The following is a 17,487-nucleotide window of genomic DNA, read 5'->3' as shown; positions in this document are numbered from 1 at the left end:
CCTGGAATTCCAGCTCCTCATCGCTGAGATTGAACAGCTGCTGCAGCACTAGCATCTTGAAGAGGATGAGTGGATCAATCCGCTTCCTGCCTGCATTGCTCTTGCGTTCATGGCTGTAACCTTGCTCCAGCAATGGCCTGAAGGCCTCCCAGGGAATCGCCTCAGATAAGGTGGCTAACGTAGGCCTCTTCTTCTGAAGTCTGTGGATGCGCTTCTCCTCATCCCAGAATCCACGCTGTCCCATTCAGCTGTACTGAGCTGAGTGGATTCTATGTCATATCTAACAAGCTGTCAGGGCGTGGCGTGGATTTTTCGAGGTGCCCATAAGATTGCGTCAGACGATCAAGCGTGTATCCAGAATAAATGAGCAAAACTCCTAGTTGAGCCAGTTGTTCAGACTCTTCTTCCATCGCTTGATGTTCTGACGGTTGGGAATTATGGCTGCCAGTCCTCCCGGTGACGAAGATGGCACGCTTTCCGCTGCGCTGTAGTAGTTGTAAGCCGTGCTGGGATCCAAAGCGGTAGCACCATCGGTGTAACTCCCATAGCCATACTTCGCGTACCCGTAGATACCGCTCTTGCCGCCAGCATCGATTCGTGCGTTGGTGACAATCCCCAGCAGAGGGGCCCCGGCGGACTTGATCCGCTCGATGGCTTGGGCCGGCAGTTGCCGGTCTACTTTGTTCAGACCGACCACCAAGAGCATGCCGTCTAGGTTTTCCGCCAGCAGGGAGGCATCGGCGAGACCCAGGGCTGGTGGTGTGTCATAAAGGATCAGGTCGTAGACGCCGGACTCGGCGATTTCCGTCACTAGATGCCCCATTCGCTCGGAACTGAGCAGGCGCGGCGGATCCGGCACACGTCTGCCGGCCGTCAGCACCTGCCAGCTCTCATGATCCGGCACCGTCTGCAGAAGCGACCGCCAATCGGCGCCCTCTTCGGTGAGCAGGTTGGAGAGGCCGCTGAGGTTGTTCAGACCTAGGCGGTGGTGCACCTGAGGCTGACGCAGGTCCGCATCCACCAGCAGCACCCGTTTGCCCAGTTCGCTGAGTGTTTTTGCCAGCAGTACGATCAAAAGGCTCTTGCCTTCTGACGGCACCGAACTGCTTACCGCCACCGATTTCACGGGACGGTCGCTGTTGAGGAAGCGCAGGCTGGTATAGAGGTTACGAAAGGCTTCCTGATAAGTGAAGCGCTGGTAGCCGGCGATGCCGCTCTGCTGGGCATCCAGGTCCTTGAGCAGGAAGCGCTTGTCGCGCCGTACTCCCTCGAAGAACGAGATGTAAGGGATGTGGCCCAGCAGCGGGACCTTGAGCTCGTCGCGCACTTCGCCAGGGGTGTGGAACACATGATCAAGCCGGTCGCGCAGCAGGGCCACTCCGCCGCCGGCCACCAAGCCAAGCAGCAGGCCCTGCAAGAGCCCACGGCCAAGACGGGGTTCCACCGGTGTGGGATTCACCGCTGCTGGGCTGATCACCTTCCAGGGCACGTTGTTCTGGGCGATCTCCAACTGGAACTGGTCACGCGTGCTCAGGTAGCTGGCCAGGTTTCCCTGCGCGATCTCCAGTTTTTTCTGAAGGTCTTCGTATTGGCGCAGCAGGGCCGGCTGGCTGCGGAAGCGGTCGTCGGTGCCGCCGATCTGGGAGCGCAGTGCGGAAATCGATCCATCGAGTTGCTGCAGCGTGGCATCCACTGCTTCCAGTTCCTTGCGCTGCAGAGCAGGCTTGAGCTGGTCGCGGGCGGAGATCAGGTTGCGCAGGTAAGGAGATTCGGCGGTGTAGGTGGAGCGCGCTTCAGCGATCTCGCCTTCCAGCCGGGTGAGCTCGGTGAGCAGGGGTTGGTTGGGAACGTCGAGGGTCACGCTCGTGCTGGAGCGGGCTGATTCGCTGGTGCCGCCGTCGCCGGCGGTGCTGGTGAACGTGCGGGCCGTCAGTTTGCCGGAGGCCACATCGGCGCGCACCTGCTGGAGACGACGGCGCTCCGCCAGTTGGCTCTCCAGGCTCCGGCGCAGTTCTTCGGCTTGGCTGCGCACCGCGGCAGCCTCTGCTTCTGGGGCCAGCACGTTGTTGCTGGTCCGGAAACGCTCGAGTTCGCCCTGGAGCGCCGAGCTGCGGGCCTGCAGCTCCGGCGCTTGCTGGTCGAGGAACTTCACTCCTTCAGTCAGCTTCTCGCGGCGTTGTTGCAGGGCCCAGTTGAGGTAGGTCTTCTCGGTGAGCCGCAGGGTTTCGTTCACCAGATCCGGACTGCCGCCCCTGGCCTGCACCGCCAGAACACCGGAGGCCAGGATCGGATTCTTCTGGGTGGGATCCGCTGATACCAGGCTGACGCTCACCCTCGGCAGGGTCTGTTCAGGGAAGCGACGCTGAAGGTCGGAAAAAACCGGTTCCAGCACCACCGGGCTTTCCAGTACCCGGATCAGGGTGGGCACATCGTTGCGGCTCACGTTGCGGGCCACCGAGGCGATCGCGCCGCCAGCCGCTTCACCGCTGCCGCCCGCTGTGGTGTCGCTGATCGGATCGGCGATCAGCAGGCTGAAACCCCCCAGGAACACGGGGCTCTGAACGCGCCTGTAGACCGTGTAAAGACCAGCGATCGCGGTCACGGTGATGGTGGTGAGCAGAAAGATCCCGCGCCTTCGCTGCAGCACCCGCACCAGCCCTTTGAGGCCCACACCGCCCTCGTCGGCCGGCGCGGCGGGGGGAACCAGCGCGTAGGGACCTGGAGGGGCCGAAGCCGGTTCGGTGGTAATCGAAGCCATGGCAGGCGCACTTTCCCAGGAGTGTATGAGAATTCCCACGCTCCGCCAGCCAACCTGGGGCTTAACCTCCCTCCTTCTCACAGGCCACCATGACGATCGAGCTGCAGGACGACTTCAGTCATCGTCGGGTTCGCAGCCTGGGTCGCCTCTGCGCTTACACCCTTGTCCTGGTGTTCATCGCCAGCACACTCACGGCGCTGGTCCCCCTGCCCTTCGCCGACGCGCAGCGCACCCTGGCTTTCCTCAACGAACTGCTCGAGCGCTCCTCCCTGCCGGCTGTGGCGGTGCTCTTTCTCTTCTTTGGGCTCAGTGGTGATGCCCTGCCGGCTCTCTGGGAGTGCCAGCTGGCCCGTTGGCTGCGGCCGTTGCTCCGCCTCGTGGCGCTCCTGTATCTCATCACCGCCGTGGCGATCTTCGGGGTGGGTCAGCAGCTCAGTCGCACTGGTGTGGCTGCCCTGGATGGACAGGTGCGCACCTCGCTCGACAACCTGCGTCAGTTCCGACAGCAGGTGGACGGGGAGATCAGCGTGGAGAGGCTCCGCGGGCTTGTGGCTCGCCAGCCCCAGATCCTGCAGGCCCTGCAGCAGGAGGGCACTCTCCTCGATCGGAACAGCCCCCTGCCGGAGCTGCGGCAGCAGGTGGATCGGCTGCTCGCCAGGGTGGAGACCAACGTGCGCCGCCAGAGCCAGACGGCCCGCTCCAATGCGGCCGGGCAGCTGGCTCGCCAGATGGCGAGGCTCAGCGTCATGGCGCTGATCTATGCCTTCTACTATCTCGGAGCGTTCCTGATCTGGCCGCGCTCGCTCCTGGCCACCGTTGAGCGGGTGCGGCAAGCTCGCCAGGCCCGTTGGGCGGCTGAGGTCGAGTTGCAGGACGAATGATCCGCGCCAACGGCGAGGGCTGGGCCCGGCTCACGCTGCTGGTGTCGCTGGCCGCCAGCCAGCTCACCCTGCTGGTGCGGGCGGATTTCGCGGCCTTTGCGATCATGGCCAGCCTCTCCTGGCTGGCCGGAGCCCTGCTGCTGCTGGAGTGGGAGGAGCAGGGATCGTCGCTTCCCCTCTCCAGACTCTCGAGAGCCAGCCTCTTGGCAGGGCTCCTCCTGCTGTTGTGGTCCCTGCTTGTGCTCAGTCGCGTGGGGCGTCTCTACGACCCACTTCTTCACCTGCTTCCCCTGGCCGCCCTCGCCGGGCTTGCTCTGCTCAGTGGCATCCCCTGGCGCTCGGCCGTCCTCGGCAAACTGATGTTGATCGGATCCTTGCTGCCAGCCCAGGTTCTGATCAACCGCTTCCTTCCCGATGGCCCGATCGCAACCGTCACGGCGCGAGTGTCCTCCCTCTTGCTCTGGGCACTCGGCCGCCAGGCCTTTGCCGATGGCCATCTGATCGTTCTGCCGGAGCGAAACATGCTCGTCGGCTCCAGCTGCACCGGCATCAACACGATGGCGCTCTGCCTTGCGGCTGCTGTGGTGCTTGTGATCCTGCTGCCGCCGCCAAGCCGGGGTCCGAGTCACAGTCGTCCATCGTCCTGGCGGGCGGGTCTCATCCTCGCAGCCGCGGCCCTGGTGGTGTCCTTCATGGTCAACACAGTGCGCATCGTGCTGCTTGCCTACACCGATGTCACTCCTGGCCTCACGGGCCTGGCGCAATGGCGCAGCTTCGACTTCTGGCACGACGGCCTGGGCTCCAATCTCTTCTCCTTGCTGGCCATGTCGCTGGTCTGTTTGGTCTGGGTGGCGGTGCAGGAGCTGGCCTTGCGCCAGGCCCGTTTCCTCGAAGTGCCCGGCGCCGCTGAGAACCGCCATCCATGAACGGTCTTTCCTCCGTCCTGAGCAGACGCGCAGCGGAGCACTGGCCGCGTTGGGCTGTTTATCTCCTCACGGCCTGGGGCGTGGTGCTGTCGCTCGAAACCTGGGTCCGGGCACCGGGCGCTGGGCCCAGGCCCGCCTTTCCCGAACAGCTTGAGCGCAGCGGTCGTGTCTATCTGCCTCGCCCGGCGGCCGCCGATCACGGTGAGCCCCCAGCCGGTCTCACCCTGCTGGCGGCGGCCGACTATGCGCCGGCGGGTGCTGCCGGGGGCGATCCTCCGATCCGGCTGAGGCTGCTGACCCTCCCCAGCAGCGGCACCGGCGTCTCGATGCCCGTTGAGACGATTGGAGGGGCCCTGCTGGGGTCGGGGGGGCGGGGCCGCTGTGTGGTTCTCGATGCCAGGGGTGTGCCGCTGGCTGTGCTCCCCACTGAAGCGGCCTGGCAGGCCTGGATGGCCCAGCAGCGTCCCGATCGGCTCGGCCGGATCGCCTGGCTGGCGGGTCTGCGCCCTTACCGCGCCAACACCTGCCTCTGGGAGAGCCTGCCGTGAGCCGCCCCCGCTCCCCGGTTCTGCTTCGTCGCCTGGCCCTGCTGGCGCTGGATGGCCTGTTGATCGCGGCGAGTTTCTGGCTTGCCTTCGTGCTGCGGCTTGGAGACCCGCGCCCCTCCCTCTTGCTTCTCAATCTGCATCTCCTGCCCTGGGCTCTGGGGATCGGCCTCGTCGTCCTCTGGCTCAGTGGCTGGTACCAGGGCCTCACCCGTTATTCCGGCAGCAACTCCCTGTACGGCCTCCTGCCCCGCAGTGGGCTGATGGTGCTGCTGCTGCTGCTGGTGTCCACCCTCGGTGGCCAGCTGGAACCGCCGTTCCGCAGTTTCTGGATTCTGTTCTGGGTGATCTTCTCGGGCGGGGCCATCTCCAGCCGGATCGTGCTGCGCGACCTGCTGCGGCTCTGGCTGGCGCGATCCTCTCTGCAACCTGAACGAATACCGCGAGGTGTGGCCGAGGCATTACCGGTGCCCACCCTCGTGTTCGGTGCCGGGCAGGCGGCGGCGCAGCTTCTGGCTGATCTGCGCTATCAGAGCCGCTACGAGCTGGTGGCCGTGCTCGATGACGATCCGTCCCTCTGGGGACGTCGTCTGGATGGGTTGCCCATCGAGCCTCCGTCTGCCCTGATCAAGCTGATCGAGCGCCACGGGATCCGGCAGGTGTTGCTGGCCGTGCCCTCCGCTTCCCGCCATCGCCGTCTGGAACTGGTGGAACACTTCAGCGCTGCCGGCCTCTCGGTGCTGGCGATCCCTTCGCTGGCCCGCATCGTGGCAGGGGAGCAGGTGGTGAGCGACCTTCGCCCCGTCATGATCGAGGATCTGCTTGGCCGGGAGGCCAGCCAGGCCGACCGTGAGTTGCTGCGGGCCAGCGTGACCGGGAAGGTGGTGCTGGTGACGGGTGCCGGGGGCTCGATCGGTTCGGAACTCTGCCGCCAGATCATGCGCCTCGGTCCCAGTGGGTTGCTCCTGCTCGAGCGCAGCGAAGTGGCCCTCTACGAACTTGACCGCGATCTGCAAACGCTCCGGTCCCAGAGCGATGAGATCCTGCCTGCTCCCGTCGCCGTTCTTGGCGACGTCAGCGATAGATCGTCTCTGGAGGCCCTCTGCCGCGAGCACGGCGTTCAGGTGCTCTTTCATGCCGCCGCCTACAAGCACGTCCCCCTGCTTGAGGCCAATGCCTGCGCCGGCGTGGCCAACAACGTGGGTGGTACCCGCGTCGCCCTTGAGGTGGCCTTCGCCTGCGGATTGGAGCGCTTCACCCTGATCTCAACCGACAAGGCCGTCCGTCCCACCAACGTGATGGGCGCCAGCAAGCGTGTCTGTGAACTGCTGCTGCAGGCGGCCGCCAGCAGACCTGGGCCGATCTGCTCGATGGTGCGTTTCGGCAACGTGCTCGGTTCCTCAGGATCCGTGGTGCCCTTGTTCCGCAGGCAGATCGCCGCCGGGGGCCCCGTCACCGTGACCCATCCCGAGATCACCCGCTTCTTCATGACCATTCCCGAGGCGGTGGAGCTGGTGCTTCAGGCCAGCGGCATGGCCTGCGGTGGCGAAGTGTTCGTGCTCGACATGGGGGACCCGGTGCCCATCCTCGATCTGGCCCGCCAGATGATCCGCCTCTCGGGCTGCAGCGTTCGCGACGACGACCACCCGGATGGTGAGATCCCCATCGTCTTCACCGGCCTCCGTCCCGGCGAAAAGCTCTACGAGGAGCTGCTGATCCAGGAGAGCGACCTGCCAACGGCCCATCCCCTGATCCGCAAGGCCCGTGAGCAGTTCATTCCGGCCGAACGGCTTGAACTGCTCCTGCAGGACCTGGACCGGGCCCTCGAATCCAGGGATGGGCAGCGGCTGCGCGAGATGCTCCAGCAGATTGTTGCCGAGTACCGACCCATCTCCGCGCCGCAGGGAGGAATCGAGCTGGTCCGATAGTCAATCGAACCAGGCTTTGCCATCGCCGCGGGTCCTCCGCTGCCGCCCTGCCTCCCGCCGACTGAACTCACTCACGCTGGGATTCGCCACCACTGGATCCACATGGGCCACCTGCTCCCACAGCTCACGTGGCGCCCAGCGAACGGTATGCAGCACCCGGTCGTGGCGGATCACGTGGCACCAGCGGCTGCCACCGCAGTCGGCGCAGAAGAGTTCCTCCAGCCACTCGTTGCTGAGCACCAGCACCGGATAGGCCTGGATCACCAGCCGGGCTTTCTTGTCGGTCATGCCCCGCTGCTTGAGATCTTCGGGGCTGAGCAGGTGCAGGAAAAACTTCTTGCCCTGGCCCATCAGCCGTTGATCGGGGTGGGCCGGGCAGAACAGTTCCCTCTTGCGCGGCCGGCGGTTACGAGGTGGTGACTCAGGCTCAGGGCGCACATCTGGCACCGAGGACGGCATTGAGGACGTCATTGAGGACAGCATCAAGACCTGGTGTGCTCAGGCACGTCATACCAGTCAATCCTGGCTGGACTGAACCGGTCTGACTGCCTGATTGATCACTTCGTCTCCATCCAGTTTGCGCCCCAGCCGGTGTCCACCACCAGGGGGACGCTGAGGCGAATGGCGTTCTCCATCACCCGCTTCACCGTCGCCAGCACGGGTTCGAGGGCTTCGGGGGCCGCCTCCAGCACCAGTTCGTCGTGCACCTGCAGCAGCAGCCGGGCCGGCAGGTCCTGGGTGTGCAGTTCCTGATCGAGCCGCACCATCGCCAGCTTGATGATGTCGGCCGATGAGCCCTGGATCGGGGCATTGGCCGCCGCCCGCAGCTGCTGGCCCTCCATCCCGGCGCGGCGGGCCACCTCCAGCTCGATCTCCTCCGGCGGCTTGCCCTTCAGCCGTCCCAGGCCGCCCGGATCGAAGGCGAACGGGCGCCGCCGCCCCAGGATCGTCTCCACGTAGCCGCGGCTGAGGGCCAGTCGCTCCTGCAGCTCCAGAAAGGCGAACACCCTGGGGTAGCGCTCCTTGTAGCGGCTCAGAAACTCCTTGGCCTCGGCCTGGCTCACCCCGGCTTCCCGGGCGAAGCGCTGGGCGCCCATGCCGTAGATCACACCGAAGTTGATCGTCTTGCCCAGGCGCCGCTCTTCAGGCGTCACCTCGGTTTTGTCGAGCAGCAGCCGGGCGGTGAGGGCGTGCACGTCGTCGCCGTTGGCGTAGGCCTCCACCAGCACCTCCTCGCCCGAGAGATGGGTGAGGATGCGCAACTCGATCTGGGAGTAGTCGGCGCTGATCAGCTGCCAGCCCTCCTGGGGCAGGAAGGCCTTGCGGATGCGGCGGCTGAACTCCGTGCGGATGGGGATGTTCTGCAGGTTCGGATGGCTGCTGGAGAGCCGGCCGGTGGCGGTCACCGCCTGGTTGAAATCGGTGTGGACGCGGCCGGTTTCCGGCTCCACCAGGGCTGGCAGCGCATCCACGTAGGTGCTCTTGAGCTTGCTCAGGGTGCGGTGCTCCAGCACCAGCGGCACCACCGGATGGTCGGCCTCAAGTTTTTCGAGCACGGTGGCATCGGTGCTCCAGCCCGTTTTTGTCTTGCGCGATTTCTTGCGATCGAGCCCGAGCGTGTCGAACAGCAGCTCGCCCAGCTGCTTGGGTGATGCCAGGTTGAAATCGACGCCGGCCGCCTGCCTGGCTCCGGTCTCCAGGCTGGCCAGGGTGCCCGCCAGTTCCTCGCTCAGGGTCGCCAGATAGGGCTTGTCGATGCGGATGCCGGTGGCCTCCATCCGGGCCAGCACCGGCTCCAGCGGCAGTTCCACCTGATCGAGCAGCTCTAGCAGTGCCTCCCCCAGCTGCTGCAGCTGGCCACGCAGCAGCGGTGTCAGCCGCCAGGTGAGGTGCACATCCATGGCGCAATAGCGGGCGGCGGCTTCGATCGGCACCGCCGCGAAGCTTTCCCCCTTGGCCACCAGCTCGGTGAAGCTCGTCGGCGTGAAGCCGAAATTGCGCTCGGCCAGCACCTCCAGCCCGTGTCTGGCGTTGGCATCGCGCAGGTAATCCGCCAGCAGGGTGTCCATCACCACACCGTCCAGGTTCAGGCCGTGACGCAGCAGGATCAGGCGGTCGTACTTGGCGTTCTGCAGGGTCTTGGGGTGAGCGATGCTCGCCAGCCAGGGGGCCAGCGCCATCAACACTTGGTCGAGGGGCAACTGCTGGATGGGTGGGGCCGCGGCGTCTGCAGGTGTGAGCAGATCGGTGCTGGCAGCTGCTGGCGGCGGCTGGTGGCCCACCGGGATGTAGGCCAGATCGCCGCTGCCCTCGCCCCAGCACAGCCCCACCCCCACCAGCTGGGCCTGGAAAGGGTTCAACGAGGTGGTCTCGGTGTCGAGGGCGATCGGCCGGGCAGGATCGGTGGCCGCCATCAGCCGCTCCAGCAGGGCGGTGAGTTGCTCTGGGCTCTTGATGATCTCCGGCTCCAGGGCTGGCGGAACGCCTTCTGGGCTGGAGCTTGGCTGCGGGGAGGCCGCGGTAATCCGATCAACCGTGCCAGGAGCTGTTGCAACTGTGCTGTCAGCTTCAGATGGCGCCGACGTTGGGCTGCTCCTGGCCGAAGCCTGAGATCCCTGGGCCTGGTGATCGGCGGAGAACGCCCGCTCGAAGGCCGCCAGCTGCCTGACCAGGCTGTGCAGTTCCAGTTCCTCCAGCCGTTGGGCCAAGGCCGCTCCGTCCACGTCGCCGAGCTGCAGCCGGGGCTGCGCCGGCAGGGGGATGTCGATCAGAATCTCCGCCAGCATGCGCGAGCGGTAGGCGTTCTCCCGGTCGGTTTCGAGCCTCGCTTTGAGGGCTCCCTTCTGCTGTTCCAGGGCCGCGTAGATGCCGTCGAGGTTGGTGTGGGCCTTCAGCAGGGTGATGGCGGTCTTGGGGCCCACACCTTTGACACCGGGGATGTTGTCGCTGGCATCACCGGTGAGGGCCTTGAGATCCACCACCTCCTCCGGCGTCACCCCGAGCTTGGCCACCACGTCCTGCCGGCGGATCGTCACCGGGCCGGCGTTCTTGGCGTAGGGGCCGCCGCCCATGTACATCACGGCGATATCGCGCTCGTCGTCGACCAGCTGGAACAGATCCCGATCGCCCGAGAGGATCCGCACCCGCCAGCCCGCGTCGGCGGCCCGGTTGGCCAGGGTGCCGAGCACGTCGTCGGCTTCGTAGCCGGGGGCCATGCACAGGGGGAGATCCATGGCCCCCGAGAGGATCTCCTGGAGGTTGGCCAGATCGGTGAAGAAGTGCTCCGGGGCCACATCCCGGTGGGCCTTGTAGCTGGCGTCGGCCTCGTGGCGGAAGGTGGGTTCGGCCGTGTCGAAGGCCACCACCACCCCCTGGGGGGTCAAGCCTTTGACATTGTCCAGCAGGGCCTTGAGAAATCCGTAGGTGACGCTGGTGGGCACCCCCTCCTTGGTGGCCAGCCCCCCCTCACCACCTTTGGCGAAGGCATAAAAGCTGCGGAAGGCCAGGGAATGGCCATCCACGAGCAGCAGCATCGGTGCCTCAGCCATGCGCTCCTCGGTGTCCATGCTGGCGTGGTGGCCACAGCCTGCCATCGAAGCGTCCCGCCGATGGGGACCGGTCGCTTTCAGGCATTGTGAGAAGCGCCGGTCAGCAGCGCCATGGCCCGTCAACCCCGCCGTTATGCCGTCCACCTGCTCCTGGCCGGAGGCCACAGTGAGGTGGTGCATTTCGCCACGCTCGAAGCCTTCCAGCAGTGGTACCGGGATGTGCTCAACGCCGGAGCGTCCGAGACCTTCGTGAATGTGCCGATCAGCGATCTCGACGGGGAATACCTGGTGGTGCGCCCCAGCAGCGTGATCGGGATCCGTGTGGAGCCCAAGTTCACTGCCCTCGACGACTGAGTGGGCGGTGGTTGAATCGAGCCATGACTGATGCCCCCGAGAGGCTCCAGTTGCTCTGGGGGATCACCGTGTTCTCCGGGGCGCTGGCCCAGCTGACCTCTTTGCTCACGGGCTTGCCGTCAGTGGTGCTGCTGCTGGCCTCCGGCCTGTTGATCGGCCGCTCGGGCCTGGGGCTGGTGGATCCCCTGGCCCTGGGCAGTGGCCTCGAAACCATCGTGGGGCTGCTGGTGAGCCTGGTGCTGTTCGACGGGGGGCTCAAGCTGAGTCTTCGTGGCAGGACCGCCCGGCTGGCGGTGCTGCGAATCGTGATCGTGCGAATGCTGCTGGCCCTCCCCGCCGGCCTGCTGGCGGCCCATTTGCTGGCGGGTCTGAGCTGGCCGCTGGCTGCGGTCTACAGCGCCATCGTGCTGGGCACCGGCCCCACTGTGGTCACCCCTCTGCTGCAGCAGATGCGCCTGGCTCCCCCCCTGGGCGATGTGCTGGAAGGGGAAGGACTGGTGCTGGAGCCGATCGGTGCCGTGCTGGCCCTGCTGCTGCTGGAACTGGTGATCAGCGACCGCTACGACTGGCAGGATCTCGCCCTGGAATTGCTGCAACGGCTGGGTTTCGGTGTGGGCGTCGGTGCCGTCAGCGGTCTGCTGCTGGCGGTGCTGCTCCGGCGCCTGCCGGTCGACCCGGAGAGCGGTCTGCGCTTGCAGCTCACCCTGGGGGTGATGTTTCTGATGTTCACGGGCTGTGAGGTGCTGATGCCTGAATCGGGCTTGCCAGCTGCCGTGATCGCCGGGGTGCTGGTGGGCCGCTTCGCTGACACCGAAGCCGCCATGCTCGACGACCTGATCAGCCAGCTGGCCCAGTTGGCGATCAGCATCCTGTTTCCCCTATTGGCCGCCGATGTGGCCTGGGCTGACCTCAGCCCGCTGGGCTGGGGAGGGGTGGCCTGTGTGCTGACGCTGATGGTGGTGGTGCGGCCCGTGGCCATGCAGCTGGCCACCTTCGGCCTGCCCCTCAGCGGCGGCCAGAAGGTGCTGCTGAGCTGGCTGGCCCCACGCGGGATCGTCACCGCCGCTGTGGCCAGCCTGTTCGCCCTGCGCCTCTATGAAGCCGGCGTGGAGGGTGCTGGAGCTCTGCAGGGGCTGGTGTTCCTCACGATCCTGATGACCGTGGGTCTGCAGGGTTTCACCGCGGCTCCCCTGGCGGGCCTGCTGGGCCTGCGCCTCAGCGAGACCAGCGAGGGCGGCGAGTCAGACGAGTCGAGCGAGCCCGGCGCGCTCATGCCCCTGGAGGAGGTTCAGCCCTGAGCAACGGCCAGCATCAGCCGCGCCCGGTCTTCGCCGCTGGCGTGCAGCAGGCGCCAGGTGGTGATCAGATCCGGTCCCTTCAGGCTGCCCAGCAGGGCGGCCCTCAGGCTTTTCATCAGCACACCCTTCTTCACTGCCGCCGCCGCGGCTGCGCCGGCGAGCAGTTCCTGGGCTTGCTCAGCGCTGAGGCTGCCGTTCTCGTCGAGCTGCCCGAGCAGGGCCGTCAGGGCAGCGGTGGCCCCATCGGCGTCCAGTTGCTGGCTGGCGCCAGCGTCGAGCTCGGGGCGCTCGAAGAAGGGGCGGGCCTGCTCCATGCCATCACGCAGGGTGGTCAGGGAGGGGCCGAGCAGTTCGGCCAGCTCCAGTTCCCAGGCCTCGCGGCTGCCAGCGCCTGACTCATCGCTGCCCGGGGCCTGCCAGCCCTCGGCGCGCCAGAGGGGAACCAGTGCCTGGCGCAGCTCGGCGGCGCTCAGGTCATGCAGCACCTGGGCATTGAGCCAGTTGAGCTTGTCCCAGTCGAAGCGGGCACCGGCCCGGTTGACCCGATCGAAGCTGAACACTTCAGCGGCCTCCTTGAGCGTGAAGCGCTCGCCCATGCCTTCCGGCGGTGACCAGCCCAGCAGGGTCATGTAGTTCACCAGTGCCTCGGCTGTGTAGCCCATGGCCCGGAACTCACCCACCGAGGTGACCCCATCACGCTTGGAGAGCTTGCGGCCCTCCTGGTTGAGGATCAGGGGTGTGTGCGCGAAGACGGGCAGGGGCAGGCCGAGGGCCTCGTAGAGCAGCAGCTGCTTGGCGGTGTTGGCGATGTGGTCCTCGCCGCGAATCACATGGCTGATGGCCATGGCGGCATCGTCGACCACCACCACCAGGTTGTAGAGCGGGTCACCGACCTGATCGGCCGGCGCCCGCCGGGCAATCACCATGTCGCCGCCCAGATCGCTGCCGCTCCAGCGCATCTCCCCGCGCACCAGATCGTTCCAGCAGATCGTGGCCCCGTCGTCGATGCGGAAGCGCACCACCGCTTCACGACCTTCGGAGCGGAAGGCCTGCTCCTGCTCAGGCGTCAGATTGCGGTGCCGGTTGTCGTAGCGGGGAGCGGAGCCGCTTGCCTTCTGCCGCTCGCGCATCTGCTCCAGTTCGGCTTCCGATGCGTAACAGCGGTAGGCCAGACCCGCCTCCAGCAGCTGGTTGATGGCGGCGCGGTGGGCTTCGATCCGCTCGCTCTGGATCACGGGCTCCGCGTCCCAGCCCAGGCCGAGCCAGGCCAGGCCATCGAGGATGTCGGCCGTGAACTCCGGCCTGGAGCGCTCCCGGTCGGTGTCCTCGATTCTCAGTAAAAACTCCCCGCCGTGATGGCGGGCGAACAGCCAGTTGAACACCGCAGTGCGGGCGGTGCCGATGTGCAGGGTTCCCGTGGGGCTGGGAGCCAGACGAACCCGAACGGTCACTGGCAGAAGCTCATAAAGATTGAAACGGGACTGACGGGATTCGAACCCGCAACTTCCGCCGTGACAGGGCGGTGCTCTAACCGGTTGAACTACAGTCCCAAATGAGAGGCGAGAAGGGTTGAAAACCCTTGCCGGACCTGGCTTCTGGTGTCGTGGTGGCGACAAGGGAAGTATCCACTGCCGCTGGCCCCGCCGTCAACTGGCGGAGACAGCGGCAGTGATCACGGTCGGAAACCGGCGGGTTCGATCAGACGAACCTGGTTGCCTCTTGCTGTGAATTCACGGCCCTGGTCGCTCTGAACGACCACGCGACCGCCGGACTTGACCCGGATGACCCGCGCCCGCACCCAGCCAAGGGCAGCGGATTCGAGCACCTTGACCACATCACCGGGTTGTAAATCCAACTCCATGTCCGGAACCACGAAAGAGCAGGAAAGGGCATCGAGCGCGCCGTGGAGGACTTGAACCCCCGACATCAGGTTTTGGAGACCTGCGTTCTACCAACTGAACTAACGGCGCATGACGATGCCCCTTCGACCGGGACGCGAGGCGGCACCGGCATGGGCAATTGAGCGATGAAGCTTCAGCGATCGAAGCGTTGCTTCACGCGGGTTGCTTTCCCCACACGATCGCGCAGGTAGAAGAGCTTTGCACGCCTCACTTTACCGCGACGCTCCACCTTGACGTTGGCGACCTGAGGGCTGTGCAGCAGGAAGACCCGCTCAACCCCAACGCCCTGGAAGATCCGACGCACGGTGATCGTTTCGTTCAGCCCGCCGTGGCGCTTCGCGATGACCACACCTTCGTAGGGCTGGATGCGTTCCTTGTTGCCCTCGCTGATGCGCACGCCCACGCGCACGGTGTCGCCCACGTAGATCTCGGGCAGATCGCTCTTGAGCTGCTCGGCTTCGAAGGCCTTGATCAGGTCCTGGGCGCTGAGCTTGCCGGTGCGAGCCGGTGTCACGGCGGGCTTCTCGGCCACGGCCGTTGGGGCCGCGGTCTCGGCTGTGCCGGTCTCATCCACGCTCGTCTGATCCATGTCGATGTCGTCCTTCAGTTCCGCCATCAGTTCGGCGCTGTCGTTCTTGTCCGCGGCCATCCCAGAAATGCGATCGCCCAGCCAAACAACCACTGTAACGGCTCATGTTCCCCCCTCCCCAGCGCTCTCCTTCCGCTCCGGCCGCCCCCGCCGCCGACTCCACCCCTGCAGCGCCAGGCCCGTGCCGGTGAACAGCATCCAGAGCAGCCCCAGGCCGTTGAGAGCGACGTAAAAGGTTTCACCGACCGGGCCGAGCCATTCACCTTCGTGCAGCACCATCAGCCCATGCACCTGGTCGCGGCTGAGGCCGCCCCAGTCGCGCAGCAGCCGGTAGCCCATGCCGCTGCTGACCGTGATCAGCAGTGGCAGGACCACAACCGGCCCGATCAGGGCGTGCCAGCGGCGCAGTCGGGCCAGGACCTGCATGGTCGACAGCATCGATGAGGAAAGTTGATAGCTTGAATCCTGGATTGCCCGGGCCCCGTCGATGAATATTTTTGCTGACCTGCTGGCGGGCCCCTCAACCAAGGCCTCCACCACCAAGGCCGCCAGCGCCACCACCAGCACCGGCCCGCGCATCCAGAAGGGACGGCGGGGCGTCGAGATCAAATCGGCCCGTGAGATCCAGGTGATGCGCCAGGCCAGCCGGATCGTCGCCACGGTGCTGCGCGAAATCATGGAGATGGCCGCTCCGGGGATGACCACCGCCGATCTCGACCGCCACGCCGAAGAACGCATCCGCGCCATGGGGGCCACCCCCAGCTTCAAGGGCTACCACGGCTTTCCGGCCAGCATCTGCGCCAGCATCAATAACCAGGTGGTCCATGGCATCCCCAGCGCCAAACAGGTGATCAAGGCCGGAGACCTGGTCAAGATCGACACGGGCGCCTACTTCGAGGGCTACCACGGCGACAGTTGCGTCAGCATCTGCGTGGGCGAATGCTCCGAGGACGCCAACCGCCTCAGCCGCGTGGCCCAGGAAGCGTTGATGAGTGGTCTCGCCCAGATCAAGGCCGGCAACACCCTGCTCGACATCGCCGGCGCCGTGCAGGACCACGTCGAGGCCCATGGCTACAGCGTGGTCGAGGACTACACCGGCCATGGCGTGGGCCGCAATCTGCACGAGGAGCCGTCGGTGTTCAACTTCCGCACCAACGACCTGCCCAACCTCAAGCTCCGCGCCGGCATGACCCTGGCGGTGGAGCCGATCCTCAATGCCGGCAGCAAGGAGTGCCGCACCCTGCGCGATCGCTGGACGGTCGTGACGGTCGACGGATCGCTCTCAGCCCAGTGGGAGCACACGATCGTGGTCGGCTCCGATGGTTGCGAGATCCTCACCGACCGCGACTTCTGAGCCAAGGCCAGCATCGCGGCCCTCAGCCGGCAGCGCGGCCACTCAGGCAGCAGCCCGGCTGAACAGTCGGCCGTAGACGTGCCTAAGCCCCATCTGCAGGGGCACGAGCACCACCGTGATCGGATTTGGGGTCACGATGATCAGGCCGAAGCCCCTGCGTGCCTGGGCGATCACCTGGCCCGCCACAAAGTCGGCGCCCATCACGCCGTAAGGATTGAGGGAAGAGCGGAACGGTCCGAGCACCAGCCGCCGGATCCTGCAGGAATTCTCGCCTCGCTGGTCGAGGGCCCGCAGGCTGAGCAACTGGCCCAGCAGCCGCTTGCTGATCTCATAGAGCGGGCTGAGGGCCGGCAGCAGTTCCGCCTCCGAGGTGTTCACCCACACTTCCCGGCAGGGGGTTCCAGCAGGCCGTTCCTCCAGGCCCAGGAACAGCTCCAGCAGGCGCCAGGCGCTGAGGGCGTTCACCTCCAGGCTGCGTTCGATCGCTGCGGCGCTGCGGTCGCCATACACATTGACCCCGTGGTTGATCACCAGGATGTCGACGTCGCACAGAGTGGACTCCAGCTGCTGCTCCTGGCCGCAGCACCACACCACGTTGCGCAGGGAGATCGCCCTGCCTTCCCAGTCGTGCAGAGCCACCGGCTCAGAGGCGGTGGTGAGGGCGATCAGCTCGGCCCCATGGCCATGCAGGGCGCGCAGCAGGGATGTGCCCAGGGCCCCGCTGGCTCCGGTCACTGCCACGGTTCTGCCCCGCAGGGGCAGGAGTGCCGGCCGAAAGGGGAGCGGCAGCGGTGGGGCTGAAGCGGCTTGACCTGGCACGGCGATGTCCGTCATGGGCCATTCTTTCCTTTGGAATCATCCGCGATCGGGTCTCGGGCCGGCTCCCCGGCCAACCCGGCTCCCTGGCCAACGTCCACTCACTCGCGGCGGTTCCCCGTTCTTTTTCCGGCCGTCTCCACCGCTCCTCCCTTGGGCCTTCTGTCGTTCTTCGGAGCCACCCCCAGCCATGATCCCGGCCAGGTGGCCCTCTACGCCCCCTACTGCGATGGCGTGCTGCGGGAAGCCTGGCTGATCCAGGCCCTCGACCAGCTGGCCATCGGCGAGATCGAGGGAATTCGGCGCTTGCGCCCCGACGGGGAGCATCCGTTCCTGCTGCGCTGGCGGGCGGGGCTGGCTCCCCAGGAAACCAGTCACTGTGAGCTGAGCTTCCCGGCAACAGCCGAACTGGGCTACAGCTTCGATCTGCCCACCTATCAGCTGGTGCGCTGGCTGATGGACCTGCTCGAGCACCGGCAGCCCCAGGCATTCGGTGACCCCCAGCTCGATCTGCCGGAGGCCTTCTGGCGCTGGCTCCTGCTCGGGGAATCTCCCCAGACCTCCGGCGCCTAGATTGACCAGCCAGCGC

Annotated in this window: 18 protein-coding genes and 2 tRNA genes; 8 read left to right on the top strand and 12 right to left on the bottom strand. The window is 66.1% G+C overall.

Going from position 1 to position 17,487, the window contains the following annotated elements; translation table 11 throughout:
* The 3 genes from KBY77_RS02690 to KBY77_RS16720 form a co-directional block, all read right to left on the bottom strand.
* The coding region (locus KBY77_RS02690) for a transposase (RefSeq protein ID WP_255102033.1) at positions 1-244 on the bottom strand (244 nt) is incomplete at its 3' end.
* 132 nt (positions 245-376) lie between these two features.
* Positions 377-1,327 (bottom strand): tyrosine-protein kinase family protein, encoded by a 951-nt coding sequence (locus tag KBY77_RS16725; RefSeq protein WP_399212088.1) that lies wholly within the window; start codon positions 1,325-1,327, stop codon positions 377-379.
* 25 nt (positions 1,328-1,352) lie between these two features.
* Positions 1,353-1,484: an MYXO-CTERM sorting domain-containing protein gene (locus KBY77_RS16720; RefSeq protein ID WP_399212086.1), complete on the bottom strand. Its 132-nt coding sequence runs from the start codon at positions 1,482-1,484 to the stop codon at positions 1,353-1,355.
* A gap of 1,363 nt (positions 1,485-2,847) precedes the next feature.
* Between KBY77_RS16720 and KBY77_RS02680 the strand changes: the two genes are divergently transcribed.
* From KBY77_RS02680 to KBY77_RS02665, 4 genes are read left to right on the top strand one after another with little or no spacing between them, the layout of a single operon-like run.
* Positions 2,848-3,639 (top strand): HpsJ family protein, encoded by a 792-nt coding sequence (locus tag KBY77_RS02680; RefSeq protein WP_255102031.1) that lies wholly within the window; start codon positions 2,848-2,850, stop codon positions 3,637-3,639.
* Positions 3,636-4,565 (top strand): archaeosortase/exosortase family protein, encoded by a 930-nt coding sequence (locus KBY77_RS02675; protein ID WP_255102030.1) that lies wholly within the window; start codon positions 3,636-3,638, stop codon positions 4,563-4,565. The genes KBY77_RS02680 and KBY77_RS02675 overlap by 4 nt, the downstream gene beginning before the upstream one ends.
* The gene (locus tag KBY77_RS02670; protein ID WP_255102029.1) at positions 4,562-5,113 is read left to right on the top strand and encodes a hypothetical protein; all 552 of its coding nucleotides are present in this window, start codon (positions 4,562-4,564) and stop codon (positions 5,111-5,113) included. The genes KBY77_RS02675 and KBY77_RS02670 overlap by 4 nt, the downstream gene beginning before the upstream one ends.
* Positions 5,110-7,038 carry a nucleoside-diphosphate sugar epimerase/dehydratase gene (locus KBY77_RS02665; protein ID WP_255102028.1) on the top strand — a complete coding sequence of 643 codons (1,929 nt, stop codon included), beginning with the start codon at positions 5,110-5,112 and terminating at the stop codon, positions 7,036-7,038. The genes KBY77_RS02670 and KBY77_RS02665 overlap by 4 nt, the downstream gene beginning before the upstream one ends.
* Here KBY77_RS02665 and KBY77_RS02660 read toward each other — a convergent pair whose 3' ends face one another.
* Positions 7,039-7,497, bottom strand: coding sequence for a hypothetical protein (locus KBY77_RS02660; RefSeq protein ID WP_255102027.1), 459 nt, complete (start codon positions 7,495-7,497; stop codon positions 7,039-7,041).
* Positions 7,498-7,595: 98 nt separating this feature from the next.
* Positions 7,596-10,604: a DNA polymerase I gene (polA, locus tag KBY77_RS02655; protein WP_399212059.1), complete on the bottom strand. Its 3,009-nt coding sequence runs from the start codon at positions 10,602-10,604 to the stop codon at positions 7,596-7,598.
* A gap of 93 nt (positions 10,605-10,697) precedes the next feature.
* Between polA and KBY77_RS02650 the strand changes: the two genes are divergently transcribed.
* Together KBY77_RS02650 and KBY77_RS02645 are read left to right on the top strand one after the other, a co-directional pair.
* A complete protein-coding gene (locus KBY77_RS02650) occupies positions 10,698-10,940 on the top strand; it encodes a hypothetical protein (protein WP_255102026.1) in 243 nt (80 codons plus the stop codon).
* 23 nt (positions 10,941-10,963) lie between these two features.
* Positions 10,964-12,238, top strand: coding sequence for a sodium:proton antiporter (locus tag KBY77_RS02645; RefSeq protein WP_255102025.1), 1,275 nt, complete (start codon positions 10,964-10,966; stop codon positions 12,236-12,238).
* On the opposite strand, the gene gltX is transcribed toward KBY77_RS02645, so the two are convergent.
* From gltX to KBY77_RS02615, 6 genes are all read right to left on the bottom strand, one after another.
* Positions 12,229-13,689: a glutamate--tRNA ligase gene (gene gltX / locus KBY77_RS02640; RefSeq protein ID WP_255102024.1), complete on the bottom strand. Its 1,461-nt coding sequence runs from the start codon at positions 13,687-13,689 to the stop codon at positions 12,229-12,231. The two genes, KBY77_RS02645 and gltX, sit on opposite strands and share 10 nt — an antisense overlap.
* 25 nt (positions 13,690-13,714) lie before the next feature.
* A tRNA-Asp gene (locus tag KBY77_RS02635) sits at positions 13,715-13,788 on the bottom strand.
* A gap of 122 nt (positions 13,789-13,910) precedes the next feature.
* Positions 13,911-14,099 carry a hyperconserved protein Hcp gene (locus tag KBY77_RS02630; RefSeq protein WP_006043540.1) on the bottom strand — a complete coding sequence of 63 codons (189 nt, stop codon included), beginning with the start codon at positions 14,097-14,099 and terminating at the stop codon, positions 13,911-13,913.
* Between the two features lie 36 nt (positions 14,100-14,135).
* Positions 14,136-14,208, bottom strand: a tRNA-Trp gene (locus KBY77_RS02625).
* 64 nt (positions 14,209-14,272) lie between these two features.
* Positions 14,273-14,788, bottom strand: a complete 516-nt coding sequence (gene rplS, locus KBY77_RS02620) for a 50S ribosomal protein L19 (RefSeq protein ID WP_255102023.1) — start codon at positions 14,786-14,788, stop codon at positions 14,273-14,275.
* Positions 14,789-14,830: 42 nt separating this feature from the next.
* Positions 14,831-15,166 carry a peptidase gene (locus tag KBY77_RS02615; RefSeq protein WP_255102022.1) on the bottom strand — a complete coding sequence of 112 codons (336 nt, stop codon included), beginning with the start codon at positions 15,164-15,166 and terminating at the stop codon, positions 14,831-14,833.
* A 49-nt stretch (positions 15,167-15,215) separates the two neighbouring features.
* Here KBY77_RS02615 and map point away from each other — a divergent pair, with 49 nt between their 5' ends.
* On the top strand, positions 15,216-16,082 hold the full coding sequence (map, locus tag KBY77_RS02610; protein WP_255102021.1) for a type I methionyl aminopeptidase: 867 nt from the start codon (positions 15,216-15,218) through the stop codon (positions 16,080-16,082).
* A 42-nt stretch (positions 16,083-16,124) separates the two neighbouring features.
* On the opposite strand, the gene KBY77_RS02605 is transcribed toward map, so the two are convergent.
* On the bottom strand, positions 16,125-16,916 hold the full coding sequence (locus tag KBY77_RS02605; RefSeq protein WP_261351234.1) for an NAD-dependent epimerase/dehydratase family protein: 792 nt from the start codon (positions 16,914-16,916) through the stop codon (positions 16,125-16,127).
* A gap of 135 nt (positions 16,917-17,051) precedes the next feature.
* Here KBY77_RS02605 and ebsA point away from each other — a divergent pair, with 135 nt between their 5' ends.
* Positions 17,052-17,471, top strand: a complete 420-nt coding sequence (ebsA, locus tag KBY77_RS02600; protein ID WP_255102020.1) for a type IV pilus biogenesis protein EbsA — start codon at positions 17,052-17,054, stop codon at positions 17,469-17,471.
* Positions 17,472-17,487 lie beyond the last annotated feature (16 nt).

Source organism: Synechococcus sp. Cruz-7E5, assembly GCF_024345995.1.
Lineage (GTDB): Bacteria > Cyanobacteriota > Cyanobacteriia > PCC-6307 > Cyanobiaceae > Regnicoccus_A.
This window is presented reverse-complemented; position numbering and strand designations above follow the sequence as displayed.

Excerpts from the sequence above, each read along its gene's own strand:
- KBY77_RS02680 (WP_255102031.1), top strand. The coding sequence starts at position 2,848 with ATGACGATCGAGCTGCAGGACGACTTCAGTCATCGTCGGGTTCGCAGC.
- KBY77_RS02675 (WP_255102030.1), top strand. The coding sequence starts at position 3,636 with ATGATCCGCGCCAACGGCGAGGGCTGGGCCCGGCTCACGCTGCTGGTG.
- KBY77_RS02670 (WP_255102029.1), top strand. The coding sequence starts at position 4,562 with ATGAACGGTCTTTCCTCCGTCCTGAGCAGACGCGCAGCGGAGCACTGG.
- KBY77_RS02660 (WP_255102027.1), bottom strand. The coding sequence starts at position 7,497 with ATGCCGTCCTCGGTGCCAGATGTGCGCCCTGAGCCTGAGTCACCACCT.
- polA (WP_399212059.1), bottom strand. The coding sequence starts at position 10,604 with ATGGACACCGAGGAGCGCATGGCTGAGGCACCGATGCTGCTGCTCGTG.
- KBY77_RS02650 (WP_255102026.1), top strand. The coding sequence starts at position 10,698 with ATGGCCCGTCAACCCCGCCGTTATGCCGTCCACCTGCTCCTGGCCGGA.
- KBY77_RS02645 (WP_255102025.1), top strand. The coding sequence starts at position 10,964 with ATGACTGATGCCCCCGAGAGGCTCCAGTTGCTCTGGGGGATCACCGTG.
- KBY77_RS02630 (WP_006043540.1), bottom strand. The coding sequence starts at position 14,099 with ATGGAGTTGGATTTACAACCCGGTGATGTGGTCAAGGTGCTCGAATCC.
- rplS (WP_255102023.1), bottom strand. The coding sequence starts at position 14,788 with ATGGCCGCGGACAAGAACGACAGCGCCGAACTGATGGCGGAACTGAAG.
- KBY77_RS02615 (WP_255102022.1), bottom strand. The coding sequence starts at position 15,166 with ATGCTGTCGACCATGCAGGTCCTGGCCCGACTGCGCCGCTGGCACGCC.
- map (WP_255102021.1), top strand. The coding sequence starts at position 15,216 with ATGAATATTTTTGCTGACCTGCTGGCGGGCCCCTCAACCAAGGCCTCC.
- KBY77_RS02605 (WP_261351234.1), bottom strand. The coding sequence starts at position 16,916 with ATGACGGACATCGCCGTGCCAGGTCAAGCCGCTTCAGCCCCACCGCTG.